Here is a 12,372-nt window from a genome sequence, read left to right as displayed (position 1 = left end):
GGATGCGGGTACTGATCGTTAAAACATCGTCTATGGGCGATGTACTGCATACGTTACCGGCATTAACCGATGCGCAGCAGGTCATGCCGGATATTCAATTTGATTGGGTAGTGGAAGAAGGCTTCGCGCAGATCCCATCCTGGCATGCAGCCGTTGACCGGGTTATTCCAGTGGCGATCCGCCGCTGGCGTAAAGCCTGGTTTTCAGCGCCGATTAAAGCCGAGCGTAAAGCCTTTCGTGATGCGGTGCGTTTACAGCAGTATGACGCGATAATTGATGCGCAGGGTCTGGTTAAAAGCGCGGCGTTGGTTACGCGTCTGGCACGTGGCATCAAGCATGGTATGGACTGGAGCACGGCGCGCGAACCATTGGCGAGCCTGTTTTATAATCGCAAACATCACATTGCCAAACAGCAGCACGCGGTAGAACGTACGCGTGAATTGTTCGCCAAAAGTCTGGGATATTCCAGGCCCCAGTCGCAGGGTGATTACGCTATCGCTCAGCATTTTCTGAAAGAACGTAATGCTGATGCGGGCCAGTATGCCGTATTTCTGCATGCCACAACGCGTGATGATAAGCACTGGCCAGAAGCCAACTGGCGGGAGCTAATTGGCTTGTTAAATAACGCTGGCATACGTATTAAACTGCCATGGGGTGCTCCTCATGAAGAAGCACGAGCCCGTAGGCTGGCAAATGGTTTTTCTTATGTTGATGTTCTTCCACGGATGACTTTGGGAGAGGTCGCTCGCGTACTGGCGGGGGCAAAATTTGTGGTGTCGGTTGATACAGGCCTGAGTCATTTAACCGCTGCACTGGATCGCCCAAATATTACGTTGTACGGTCCAACGGACCCAGGATTGATTGGTGGGTATGGGAAGAATCAAGTGGTATGTCGCTCAGGAAGTGAAAATCTTTCAGACTTACGTTCTTCGACCGTATTGAAATCAATTAATTGCGATTTTTTAAATAATTGTCTGTAAGTGTCGGAGAAATGATGGCTTTAACAAAGTTTTTTTTAGATGAGAAAAAAAACTGGAAGATAAACTGGAATAGAGGACTTATATTTCTGTTTGTCGCCACCTATTTCTTAGGTGGTATTACTCGTTATAAACATTTGATTGTCATCCTGATGACTATCACAACGATAGTTTATTTATGTAAGAATCCTCGACATTATATTCCTATTTTTAAAACATTTGTTTTTGCAAGTGTATCATTTCTTGTAATCGCTACCTTCGTCTCTTTAGTGTTCACTCCTGAACTAAAAGCTAGCCTGAAAGAGATAAACAACTCAGTTGTTGAAAATGTCTTATTATGCACTATTGCGATCCCTGTATTACTAAGAGAAGAAAGCAAAGAAACCATTTCAAAGTTGATATTCTTCTCGTTCATTACAGCTCTTAGTTTGCGATGCCTTTCAGAACTTGTCCTTTATTATCAGGACTATCAGCAAGGAATCATGCCTTTTACTAATTACCAACATCGCGGAATTTCAGATGCAATGGTGTTTTTATTCCCAGTGCTTCTGAATCTATGGCTCGTTAAATCAGCGAAATACCGTATATTATTCCTGTTGTTAGGGGCGATATACACCTTTTTAATTCTTGGAACATTGTCCCGTGGCGCATGGTTATCTGTATTCATTATTGCTCTTACATGGATAATCATGTACAAACAATGGCGATTGCTTACTGTAGGAATCCTCGTAGCTATTGTTGCTCTGACAGCTATATTTTCACACAAAGATATGTCAGAAAAACTGACCTTTAAATTGCAGCAAACTGACAGTTCATATCGCTATACTAACGGTACGCAAGGAAGTGCGTTTGACCTAATCTTAGAAAATCCAGTTATTGGTTATGGTTTTGGTAATAACGCTTATAAAACTGTATACAACAAGCGTGTTGTTGATTATCCAAACTGGACATTCCGCGAGTCAATTGGACCACACAACCTTATTCTTTTTGTATGGTTTGGTACAGGATTACTTGGACTTGTGGGTTTAATACTGGTGTACACTAGCATTGTGAGAGAATGTGTTACGCATGCATTTAGGGAGAATTACTATTCCCCATACAATGCTTATATAATAATTTTACTTTCATTTTTCGGTTATTTTATTATACGTGGCAACGTTGAGCAGATTGAGTTAGATCTGTTGGGTATTTTTGCAGGTTTTCTGTTAGCGCTGAAGAATAAATAAAATAGTAAAAAAAAGGCTACTTTATGTAGTCTTTTTTTCACTCGAACCAGTTACAAATAACCTCTTCAAACCGTTGTGTAACCGCAGACCAACTATAGTTTCCAAAGACATATTGCTGACCTCGTTGGGCGGTATCCGCTAAACTACTTTCCGCCATTACCCTGGTAATATCCTGAGCAATAGTTTCTGCAGTCATCGGCTCTGTAAGGTGATAGCCTGTAATTTTATCTTTAACAAACTCAACCATGCCGCCTCGAGTACTGACTAATACAGGTCTTCCAGCGCCCATAGCCTCAATAGCCACCATACAAAATGGCTCCTGAAATTGAGAAGGAATCACAACTATATCTGCCAGTGGATAGTAATAGTGCATTTTCTCGGGTGAGATACTACCTAACATAATACAATGTGGTTTGAGGCGCTCAGCTATTTCCCGAACTTCACGCTGATAATCACCTTTATCGTTCTTACTTACTTCCATGTGATCACCAACAACCACAAGCTTCAGATTATTGTTCTCATGCAGCAACTTTTCAAAAGCCTGCAGAAGTAAGAGAACGCCTTTATCAGGGACTATACGTCCAGCAAAAAATACCACCTTGCTTTCAGGGGGAATATTTAATTTATTTTTTGATATTGATTCATATGACGATTGATAGATATCCAGGTCAATACCATTAGGCACAATAACAATATCAGCTTCAGGAAGATAAGATTGATAATAGTTCTTCAAAAACAAACTTGGTACGATCATCTTAACTTTTTTATCAAGCAACTTAGGTTCAAACGCATTATGCATATGAATCACAACTTTAGCCTGAGGAGCTTGCGAACGAATTTGTCGATATAGCTTCATACTGTTATGGACAACAATCACACTTTGATCGGTTATCTCAAACTTTTCGGCAACTTTCAGTATGCGCTTTGAATAAGGTAACGGATCCAGCCGAGTCCACTTTTGGAAAATACGCTTATATACCGAGCTAAATCCAATACGATGAATACTACATCTTTCGTTTACGTAAGAATAATCAGAATATCCTTCATTCTTTATACAGACAATACGATTAGGGAATTTGGTTCTTTGGGCAACCTGATACATCCAGGTCTCAACTGCTGCGGCACCACGTGGTGGAATAGAATAAATAGGTGTTACAGTAAATATGATTTTATCAATCATAAAGATCACCATTACATTGTTTTATATTTAATTGCTGCGATCAGGCCTGGAATTATTTTATTTTGATAAAGAAGGTGTTTATATTCTTCTCTATATTCGTGCTTTTGTTTTGCAACTTGATAAGGCTGATTCTTCCATGGTGACTTCTCATATACTGTGCGGAAAAATTGTGCTGAGGAATAGTCAGCCCACTCGTGCCATGGTTTTGTTACACCAGTATAATGAATAAATACTGTCTCTTCATTAATCACTGATTTATAGTAATTTTTATTTTTAATCTCAAACTCAGACTTCAATGAATAAATTGAGTTATATTTCCTCGGTAGTAATACCGCATGATGCAAAAACATGATATTTAAAATATCCTGGTCAGGATATTTTACTCTGGAAACTATACTTTCATCTGACAATAGTTCGAAGAATTTTTTCGTTAAATTAGAGTTAAGCCATTGCTGCAAGTTTATATACATGACACCCGAGTTAAAGTAGTTGCCTTTAAACTCAGGATTATGTAGACGCTCTGCACTTTTATCCTGCATTGAATCAACATCTACAACAACCGCACCATATTCCCCATCAAATTTCAGTGCGGCAAGATCCTCTAAAGAGCCTTTACACGTAATATCAGCATCAAGATATAGCAGTCGTTCTAATCGTTCAGAAAAATAATCAAATGAAAGCAAGCGATAGTATATTGACACTGGCCATATATTTGTTTTAGGTAGTGACACCAACGGTTCAGAATCAATATGATATAGCTTAATAACTGTTTTATACTGTTCTGCTAATTGTGTCAAAAGTACAATATATTCTTGATCTAAATAATCCGCAATAATATGAAAAGTAAAATTAATATTACTCTGTTTATTATTTTCAAGGATTGAGGCAATAGAAATTGCCGCACCAGTTTGGTAATTTTTATCGATTCCCCATGAGATATTAAAAGTGTCACGATCATCACATGGTGTAACACGTCTGTCTAACTCAATAATATCTTTGAAGTTAGTTAATCTTTTGAAGTCCAAGTTAATTACCTTTAATTATTTCAGCTATATTTTCCAGCGGCTAAGATATGCATTGCTGTTGATTATTTTAACAATGTACTTAGCCAGCAGTTAACCTTTCAACTTGGTCAGATAATAATTAAAGTAGTTACACAGTCCCTGAACGTATAACCCTTGTTTAAATTTATGCTTTGCACAATATCTGAATTGATTGCTATTGGTCGGTTTGAGAAGCGCTACTGAATGCCAGGGCGAGGCCTCTTTCGCAACTAAAAAACTCTTCGATACCGGATAGTTGGACCACTCATGCCAGGGTTTTGTCGGTCCCACATAATGAATGAAGACAGTTTCATTATTCACAGGATTGACTACTTTATCTTTCAGTTCATAATTAATGCTAAAGCGTGTATTGTATTTACCATTGATAAAAGTTACTTTTCCGGCTAACAATACATTAAGGACATCTTGATCAAGATGAGTTATTCTTTCCACCCATTCTGGAACTCGCAACATTTCGATGGCTCGGGAAGAGATATTATTACTGTGCCATGCGTTGATGTTGATAAGTAAGAATCCAGCATTAAAGTATCCGGTGATTAATTCTGGAGTGGCCAGCGTTACAGAACGATTATGCCACCATTCGGAATCTCTTTCCGTTACAACGACAGCGATCTCATCTGCGGAAAACTTATAATCGACCAGTTCTCGTACACTACCCTGGCAAGCAATATCGGCATCCAGGTATAATAAATTATCTATTTTATTATAGAAATAATCTGCAATAACAAAACGGAAGTATGTTGCATAAGTCCAGTTTTTTGTACTAGGTAAGTCTTTTAATTTATTGCAATCAATTAGGTAAACTTTGATACAGGATTGATATTGTTTAGCAAGATCGGCGAATCTGGCTTTATCACTCTCATCGAAATAATCAGTAAATATATGAAATGTGAAATCGATTTTTTTATTCGACAATAATACAGAGGCTATTGATACACCGCAGCCAAATAAAAAATTCCTGTCAATACCATAACCGATATTAAAACAGTCTGCAGAAGCATTTTCCCGAAAATCGTACTCAAAAACAGAAAGGATAACTTCTTTATCGCTAAATTGAGACATTTGACTCTTACCAATTTTTGAGAAATAGACCATGTTCTCACATGATGCATTTCAAATAGTTCAGGATAAATTAATCACAGAGATTTACGGATTGTTCTTTCGCGTATTTTATTAGCTTTAACCTGAGCTTCCTTGAACAAATCAGCCTCCTGACTTAGGATGCTTTTCAACGGCAACTCGCAATAGATGCGTAGAAATCTATAAATATCACGCTGGGTTAATCCAATGTTCATGGACGAAAAATAGAGACCGATTAAGTCCTTATCGCGCCAGCGTCGGGGAACAGTCGACCGAATCTGAGCACGGTGCAAATCAATCACTGAAATCTTGAGATCGTCCTCATGCCCTGAAAAAGGCAGATGTAATAAAAAGTGGCAAATATAGCAATCGCGATGATTGATACCACCAGCATGCATCTTACGCACCATGGTGGCAACACGATCAATAATTATACGCTTCACTTTCACATCGGGAGAATTTGTGGCCCAATCAGCACAGTAATCTTCTAAGCTGATAGTTGGTGTGAGATCCTCAGTAATAATAAACGAGGTTTTAGTCAGTGGATTCAACCCTTTCTCACCAAATCCCACGCCTGTCATTGTATCCACACCTAACTGACTCAGGCGATGAATGGCATTCCATTCTCTATCAGCACCTAATACTGGCATGCGTAATGAAAGTAGGTTTTTAACAATCTCTTTCAGAGAAGTGCCTCTGTGCCATTTTAAAAAATAGCTTTTACCCGTTAGTTCAAATCGTAGAGTACGGCGAGTCTCCAGTTCTCTGAATACTTCACCTTGTAAATTTTTAACTTCTTCAAATGCATCTTTCCCGCGCCATAGTGTGGCTAACGGTTCTTTTAATTCAACCATCTAAACCACCCGTAATCATATCCGCTGCTTTCTCCGGTAGGCTGTATAAATCTTGCGTATCCGCATAGTGTCGTGCATTTGCCCTCCATTCCGAACGCAATGAAGGCTCTACCAGCGCTTTACGTAAGGCTTCATTCAGCGTTTCTTGCCGGAATGGTTCTGTAATTGCCATACCACAATTAGCATCAACAATATAATGCGCGTAACCGCATACGGCTGTGGTCAACACCGGCAGCCCGGCAGTGATTGCTTCTAGTAAAACAATACCTGCCGCCTCCTGATAAGCTGGATGCATCAATATATCAGCCGCAGCCATTAATTCTGCAACATCATTACGGCCAGAGTAGAAATGGACATTACTGCGTACGCCAAGTTTTTCCGCCAGCGCCTCAAATTTTCTCGGTCTGTCTTGTCCAACAACATACAGTAGCGTATTAGTTCGAAGCGTTTCTGGTAACGAGGCCAGTGCACGTATTGAACGATCCACACCTTTACGAGTGAAATCAGAGCCTACCTGCAATAATAGATTTTGTTGCTCTGTTATACCGTTTTTCTGGCGATAAACTTCACGGCTATTCGGAATCTGCTGGCTATACTTCCTGTCTGGATAAATCCCTGGAGGAAGAATATGAAATCGTTGAGCTTCTGTCTGATAGTGTTTCTGAAAATCAGCAATCTGCTTATCAGTTAGCATCAATAGTTGCGTCGGTTTACCCTGCTCAAACGTCGCGCGTTCAAACTCTGCATAGTGCCGATATCGTGAAGTTAACCGATAGAGGAAACCTTTTTCTTGTGCCACTTTCTCGGCATAGCAAACGTCAGCAGCATAGTAGAGATCCAGCCCTGGCATTTTATTAAAACCAACTACCCGATCGACAGGGTGCTGAAGTAAATGTGCCTGGACCCAGGAATAATACTCCGCATTGCGACCATGGTTTGTCCGGGACTTGACCGGTACAAGAACCAATTCAAAAACGTCAGGACACTCACCTTCCCAGGACTGCGTATAGACACGAACATGGTGACCACGTGCCGCTACAGTTTGCGCAATGCGCATAAAATCACGCTGTAACCCACCGAATGGGAAGTATTTATACAAACAGAAAGCAACAATCATACGGGACTCCCCGCTTGTGGCGGCACAAGTCTACCCGGTAATAATTTATCGATAGCAGCAATAACATCGTCAGCGGGTATCACCGAAAGATACATTTCATTGCGATCGCGCTGCTCGCGTGGAGGCATCGGACGATAATCACCAGCCCAAAATTGAATCATCTGCTTTGACCATGGTCGCCAAAAATTATGATCCGTTGCGCCAAACAGGCATATCAATGGTGTATCAACCGCAGCAGCAATGTGTCCCGGAGCAGAATCCACCCCAATAAACAACTGCGCATGATCGATGACCGCTCCTAGCTCGGGGAAGCTCATCTTTCCCGCCAGAGCAGTAACGGGCTTTTCTTTGCAACCTTGTGCAATTTCATTCACGCAAGCCAGATCGTCTTCGCCTGGGCCTGAGGTCATAACTACCTCCAAACCACGCTGGTGTAAGGCGTCAATTACCTGTGAAAACTTTTCGTTATTCCAGCACTTGAAGCGTTGGCGTGCCGTTGGTTGAATTACAACGTATTCATCACCAACTCCAGCCCGATTTAATTCTGTGCGCATACGTTCCCAGCTATCCGGAGGATAGCTCATTGTTGTATGCGTAACAGTCGATTTAAGTTTCAACGGGGCCAGCACAGACAGATTGCTTTCCACCACATTTTCACCGCTAAGCGGAGCCAGACATGTAAAACTATTTTTCCAAAAAGAAGATTGCCGATGTGCATAATCTTGAGAGATTTTGATTGGCGCGTTCAGTAGCCGCATCAGTATCGCAACCATCCACTGATCGGTAAGGTTTACAACTAAATCATACCCGTTTGCGCGCAACGTTCCGATCAGGTGCAGAAAATTAGTAATTTTATCAGTTACTTTTGTCTTTTTATTTTTAATACCATAAAGGGCATTAATTTCTGGGTTTTCCGACAAAATTGGGATGGTATCCTGATAGAGAAGCACGTCGATTTTCGCATCAGGATAGTTCTGCTTTAGCGTACTAATGACCGGAGTTGTTAACAACATATCTCCGTGAAAACGCATTTTTATGACCAGAATTCTATTAATTGGCTTATCCACAAGCGGCTCTTTTATCGTGAGTGTCCGGTAAAGTTAAGCAGAAAAAAGCACGCTACCGCCCCAGGCTCAACAGCTACCTGATTACTGATATCGCACTGATTTTTTACGCGCTAGTGTATCACTTCTTTCGCCATGTTCCGACTCGAATAATTCTTGCACAGCCAATGATTTTAAAACATATAAATCAATGAATTAAGATGTTCAGACCTTTTGATTTTTAGCCCTCTATCTCGACTAAACCGGAAAATATCAACAGAAAACGTAAAGATGCAAAAGATGCTGGTACCCTGGACTTCCCCCGCGAGGGACGCTATTTAATTTAAAAATGGGAAAAGTATTGGTAAAGCCACAGCTAAATACATAGAATCCCCAGCACATTCATAAGTCAGCTACCATTATGCTCGAATTGCTTTACACCGCCCTTTTCTACCTTATTCAGCCTTTGATCTGGATACGGCTTTGGGTGCGCGGACGTAAGGCTCCGGCCTACCGTAAACGCTGGGGTGAACGCTACGGCTTTTACCGCCGTCCGCTAAAACCAGGCGGTATCATGCTTCATTCGGTTTCCGTAGGCGAAACGCTGGCAGCTATCCCATTAGTCCGCGCTCTGCGACATCGTTACCCCGACTTGCCGATCACGGTCACCACCATGACGCCAACCGGTTCCGAGCGCGTACAATCCGCTTTTGGCCCTGACGTTCAGCATATTTATCTGCCGTACGACTTACCGGATGCCCTTAACCGTTTCCTGAATAAAGTTGACCCCAAGCTGGTGCTAATTATGGAAACCGAGCTGTGGCCGAATCTGATCGCAGCACTGCATAAGCGCCATATTCCGCTGGTCATTGCCAATGCACGTCTTTCCGCTCGCTCAGCTGCTGGCTACGCTAAATTAGGTAAATTTGTTGGCAGGCTACTGCGCCGAATTACGTTGATTGCCGCCCAGAACGAAGAAGATGGCGCTCGTTTTATCACGCTTGGTGCCAGAAACAATCAGGTCACCGTTACCGGTAGCCTGAAGTTTGATATTTCCGTCACGCCGCAGCTGGCCGCAAAAGCGATTACATTGCGCCGTCAATGGGCACCTCACCGCCCGGTATGGATTGCAACCAGCACGCACGACGGCGAAGAAAGCATAATCATTGCCGCCCATCAGGCGTTATTAAACCAGTTCCCTAATCTTTTACTGATTCTGGTACCCAGACATCCTGAACGGTTCCCGGATGCCATTAACCTCGTACGCCAGGCTGGGCTAAGCTATACGACACGTTCTTCGGGCGAAGTTCCGTCATCAGGAACCCAAGTCGTAATCGGCGACACCATGGGCGAGTTGATGTTGCTGTACGGCATAGCTGACCTTGCTTTTGTTGGCGGTTCGCTGGTTGAACGCGGTGGACACAACCCACTGGAAGCCGCGGCGCACGCCATTCCGGTACTGATGGGGCCACATACTTTTAATTTTAAAGATATTTGCGCCCGCCTCGAACAGGCAAGCGGATTGATCACCGTCACCGACGCAACTACTCTGGTGAAAGAGGTCTCTTCTTTACTGACCGATGCAGATTATCGTAATTTTTATGGCCGTCACGCAGTTGAAGTTCTGTATCAAAATCAGGGCGCGCTTCAGCGTCTGCTGCAGCTGCTGGAACCTTATCTGCCACCCAAAACGCATTGAGGCAAGTCATGCAAAAACGGGCGATTTATCCAGGAACCTTTGATCCCATTACTAACGGCCACCTCGATATCGTGACACGAGCGACAAGCATGTTCGATCACGTAATCCTGGCAATTGCCGCAAGTCCCAGTAAAAAACCGATGTTTACTCTGGAAGAGCGCGTTGAGCTGGCACAACAGGCAACGGCGCATCTCGGTAATGTGGAGGTTCTGGGATTCAGCGATCTGATGGCAAACTTTGCCCGCGATAATCAGGCTAACATTCTGATCCGTGGCCTGCGTGCGGTAGCCGATTTTGAGTATGAAATGCAGCTGGCCCATATGAACCGTCATCTGATGCCACAACTGGAAAGCGTCTTTCTGATGCCGTCTAAAGAGTGGTCATTTATCTCATCGTCACTGGTAAAAGAAGTTGCCCGCCACCAGGGTGACGTAGCGCACTTTCTGCCGGAAAACGTTCATCAGGCATTATTGAGTAAACTGAAGTAATGCGTCTGGCCGGATGAGGCATACGCTACGTCCGGCCGATAATGGTGTTATTTCTGACAGCGACGGCAATAAAACGTTGTGCGCTGAGCGTGTTTTGTCGCAATGATTGGCGCGCCGCATACGCGACAGGGTTCACCTTCTCTCCCATAGACCTGCAGCTCCTGGGCAAAATAACCCGGCTTACCGTCACTTTGCAGAAAGTCCTTCAGCGTGGTCCCGCCCTGCTCGATAGAACGCAGCAAAACCGCCTTGATAACGCGCACCAGCAGTTCGCACTCATCCTGCGACAAAGATGACGCCAGACGGTCAGGATGGATACCAGCCGCAAACAGCGACTCGCTGGCATAGATGTTTCCCACCCCCACGACCAGCTTGTTATCCATCAGCCAGGGTTTAATCGCAGTTTTCTTCTTCGCACATTTCTGCTGCAGATAACCAGCATTGAAATCGTCGCTAAGAGGCTCAGGGCCAAGATGGGCGAGGACATTATGCCCATCCAGCTCTTTAGTCCACAGCCAGGCGCCAAAACGACGCGGATCGGTATAGCGCAGGACTTTGCCGTTACTCATCACTAAGTCGACGTGGTCATGTTTTTCTGCCGGAAGCTCTTCAGAAAGGATACGCAAACTACCCGACATCCCCAGGTGAATGATTACCCAGCCATCTGATAGCTCCAGCAGCAGGTATTTCGCGCGCCGCTGTACGCTCAGGACAGGTTTATCACTCAGACGATAGATTTCCTCTGATACTGGCCAACGCAAACGACCGTTACGCACAGTCGCGTGCATAATCGTTGCCCCCACCAGATGCGGCTCAATACCGCGGCGGCTGGTTTCGACTTCAGGTAATTCAGGCATAGTATCTCCGGCGGTGTATCAGGTCTCATTAATATGGGGACGGCCAGAAAACAAAAAACCCCGCCGAGGCAGGGTTTTTCTTTACATCAAAGCGGAAATTATTTGATTTTCGCTTCTTTGTATAAAACGTGCTGACGAACAACTGGATCGAACTTTTTCAGCTCCAGTTTTTCCGGCTTAGTACGTTTGTTCTTCGTGGTGGTATAGAAGTGACCAGTACCAGCAGAAGAAACCAGCTTGATTTTCTCACGAATACCTTTAGCCATGATTTATTTCCTCTTAGTACTTAGTACTTTTCGCCACGGGCACGCAGTTCAGACAGAACTGTTTCGATGCCTTTCTTATCAATAACACGCATACCTTTAGCAGATACACGCAGGGTGACAAAACGCTTCTCGCTCTCAACCCAAAAACGGTGAGAGTGCAGGTTAGGCAGGAAACGGCGTTTAGTCGCGTTCAGTGCGTGGGAACGGTTGTTACCGGTCACCGGACGCTTGCCAGTAACTTGGCAGACTCGGGACATGTCTATTCTCCAAAAATCAAATTAGCTCGAGCTTCGTATGGGGTATTGGCGCCTCGTCAGGCTTCTCAGCCCGGTTATCGCAGTTCAATACACTAAATCTTTCATCGTTGCCTCGTCATTGGACGCAACAAGAATGATTTTGCGTATTTGCGAACTCTCGATTGCCAGGCCCAAATGCCAAACCCGAGATTCTCAAAGGTGGCGTAGTATACGCTGAGTCAGCGATGTGCTCAAGTCCCGAACAGACAAAGATCCCGATGGATC

General features: G+C 43.6%; 13 protein-coding genes. 4 read left to right on the top strand and 9 right to left on the bottom strand.

Going from position 1 to position 12,372, the window contains the following annotated elements; translation table 11 throughout:
* Positions 1 to 2: 2 nt before the first annotated feature.
* Together rfaC and rfaL are read left to right on the top strand one after the other, a co-directional pair.
* Positions 3 to 980, top strand: a complete 978-nt coding sequence (gene rfaC / locus HV311_RS00625; RefSeq protein WP_016157751.1) for a lipopolysaccharide heptosyltransferase RfaC — start codon at positions 3 to 5, stop codon at positions 978 to 980.
* Positions 981 to 994: 14 nt separating this feature from the next.
* Complete coding sequence (rfaL, locus tag HV311_RS00620) at positions 995 to 2,203, top strand: O-antigen ligase RfaL (RefSeq protein WP_191221175.1); 1,209 nt, start codon at positions 995 to 997, stop codon at positions 2,201 to 2,203.
* A gap of 37 nt (positions 2,204 to 2,240) precedes the next feature.
* Here rfaL and HV311_RS00615 read toward each other — a convergent pair whose 3' ends face one another.
* The 6 genes from HV311_RS00615 to rfaQ form a co-directional block, all read right to left on the bottom strand.
* Positions 2,241 to 3,383, bottom strand: coding sequence for a lipopolysaccharide N-acetylglucosaminyltransferase (locus HV311_RS00615; RefSeq protein ID WP_191220602.1), 1,143 nt, complete (start codon positions 3,381 to 3,383; stop codon positions 2,241 to 2,243).
* 11 nt (positions 3,384 to 3,394) lie between these two features.
* On the bottom strand, positions 3,395 to 4,408 hold the full coding sequence (locus tag HV311_RS00610) for a glycosyltransferase family 8 protein (RefSeq protein ID WP_191220601.1): 1,014 nt from the start codon (positions 4,406 to 4,408) through the stop codon (positions 3,395 to 3,397).
* 90 nt (positions 4,409 to 4,498) lie between these two features.
* Entirely contained in the window at positions 4,499 to 5,509 is a 1,011-nt protein-coding gene (gene waaO / locus HV311_RS00605; RefSeq protein ID WP_191221174.1) for a lipopolysaccharide 3-alpha-galactosyltransferase, read from the bottom strand.
* Positions 5,510 to 5,583: 74 nt separating this feature from the next.
* Positions 5,584 to 6,381, bottom strand: coding sequence for a lipopolysaccharide core heptose(I) kinase RfaP (gene rfaP, locus HV311_RS00600; RefSeq protein WP_019078045.1), 798 nt, complete (start codon positions 6,379 to 6,381; stop codon positions 5,584 to 5,586).
* On the bottom strand, positions 6,374 to 7,498 hold the full coding sequence (locus HV311_RS00595; RefSeq protein ID WP_181629604.1) for a glycosyltransferase family 4 protein: 1,125 nt from the start codon (positions 7,496 to 7,498) through the stop codon (positions 6,374 to 6,376). Before HV311_RS00595 ends, rfaP begins: the two co-directional genes overlap by 8 nt.
* Positions 7,495 to 8,565 (bottom strand): lipopolysaccharide core heptosyltransferase RfaQ, encoded by a 1,071-nt coding sequence (gene rfaQ / locus HV311_RS00590; RefSeq protein ID WP_016157758.1) that lies wholly within the window; start codon positions 8,563 to 8,565, stop codon positions 7,495 to 7,497. Before rfaQ ends, HV311_RS00595 begins: the two co-directional genes overlap by 4 nt.
* A gap of 397 nt (positions 8,566 to 8,962) precedes the next feature.
* Between rfaQ and waaA the strand changes: the two genes are divergently transcribed.
* On the top strand, positions 8,963 to 10,240 hold the full coding sequence (waaA, locus tag HV311_RS00585; protein ID WP_047415798.1) for a lipid IV(A) 3-deoxy-D-manno-octulosonic acid transferase: 1,278 nt from the start codon (positions 8,963 to 8,965) through the stop codon (positions 10,238 to 10,240).
* An 8-nt stretch (positions 10,241 to 10,248) separates the two neighbouring features.
* Positions 10,249 to 10,728: a pantetheine-phosphate adenylyltransferase gene (gene coaD / locus HV311_RS00580; protein WP_016154984.1), complete on the top strand. Its 480-nt coding sequence runs from the start codon at positions 10,249 to 10,251 to the stop codon at positions 10,726 to 10,728.
* A gap of 47 nt (positions 10,729 to 10,775) precedes the next feature.
* Here the strand turns inward: coaD and mutM are convergent, their stop codons facing one another.
* The 3 genes from mutM to rpmB all read right to left on the bottom strand — a co-directional run bounded on the left by mutM (position 10,776) and on the right by rpmB (position 12,108).
* Positions 10,776 to 11,585, bottom strand: coding sequence for a bifunctional DNA-formamidopyrimidine glycosylase/DNA-(apurinic or apyrimidinic site) lyase (mutM, locus tag HV311_RS00575; RefSeq protein WP_019078041.1), 810 nt, complete (start codon positions 11,583 to 11,585; stop codon positions 10,776 to 10,778).
* 98 nt (positions 11,586 to 11,683) lie between these two features.
* Positions 11,684 to 11,851: a 50S ribosomal protein L33 gene (rpmG, locus tag HV311_RS00570; RefSeq protein ID WP_003024094.1), complete on the bottom strand. Its 168-nt coding sequence runs from the start codon at positions 11,849 to 11,851 to the stop codon at positions 11,684 to 11,686.
* Positions 11,852 to 11,871: 20 nt separating this feature from the next.
* Complete coding sequence (gene rpmB, locus HV311_RS00565) at positions 11,872 to 12,108, bottom strand: 50S ribosomal protein L28 (RefSeq protein WP_003024071.1); 237 nt, start codon at positions 12,106 to 12,108, stop codon at positions 11,872 to 11,874.
* Between the last annotated feature and the right edge of the window lie 264 nt (positions 12,109 to 12,372).

The sequence above is a fragment of the Citrobacter sp. RHBSTW-00881 genome (assembly GCF_013728515.1).
In the GTDB taxonomy this organism is placed as follows: Bacteria; Pseudomonadota; Gammaproteobacteria; order Enterobacterales; family Enterobacteriaceae; genus Citrobacter; species Citrobacter braakii.
Note: the sequence above shows the minus strand (reverse complement) of the source record. Positions and strands in the feature narration are given on the sequence as shown.

Coding starts and splice junctions, on each gene's coding strand:
- waaA (WP_047415798.1), top strand. CDS start 8,963: ATGCTCGAATTGCTTTACACCGCCCTTTTCTACCTTATTCAGCCTTTG.
- rpmB (WP_003024071.1), bottom strand. CDS start 12,108: ATGTCCCGAGTCTGCCAAGTTACTGGCAAGCGTCCGGTGACCGGTAAC.
- waaO (WP_191221174.1), bottom strand. CDS start 5,509: ATGTCTCAATTTAGCGATAAAGAAGTTATCCTTTCTGTTTTTGAGTAC.
- mutM (WP_019078041.1), bottom strand. CDS start 11,585: ATGCCTGAATTACCTGAAGTCGAAACCAGCCGCCGCGGTATTGAGCCG.
- rfaL (WP_191221175.1), top strand. CDS start 995: ATGGCTTTAACAAAGTTTTTTTTAGATGAGAAAAAAAACTGGAAGATA.
- rfaC (WP_016157751.1), top strand. CDS start 3: ATGCGGGTACTGATCGTTAAAACATCGTCTATGGGCGATGTACTGCAT.
- coaD (WP_016154984.1), top strand. CDS start 10,249: ATGCAAAAACGGGCGATTTATCCAGGAACCTTTGATCCCATTACTAAC.
- rfaP (WP_019078045.1), bottom strand. CDS start 6,381: ATGGTTGAATTAAAAGAACCGTTAGCCACACTATGGCGCGGGAAAGAT.
- HV311_RS00615 (WP_191220602.1), bottom strand. CDS start 3,383: ATGATTGATAAAATCATATTTACTGTAACACCTATTTATTCTATTCCA.
- HV311_RS00595 (WP_181629604.1), bottom strand. CDS start 7,498: ATGATTGTTGCTTTCTGTTTGTATAAATACTTCCCATTCGGTGGGTTA.
- rpmG (WP_003024094.1), bottom strand. CDS start 11,851: ATGGCTAAAGGTATTCGTGAGAAAATCAAGCTGGTTTCTTCTGCTGGT.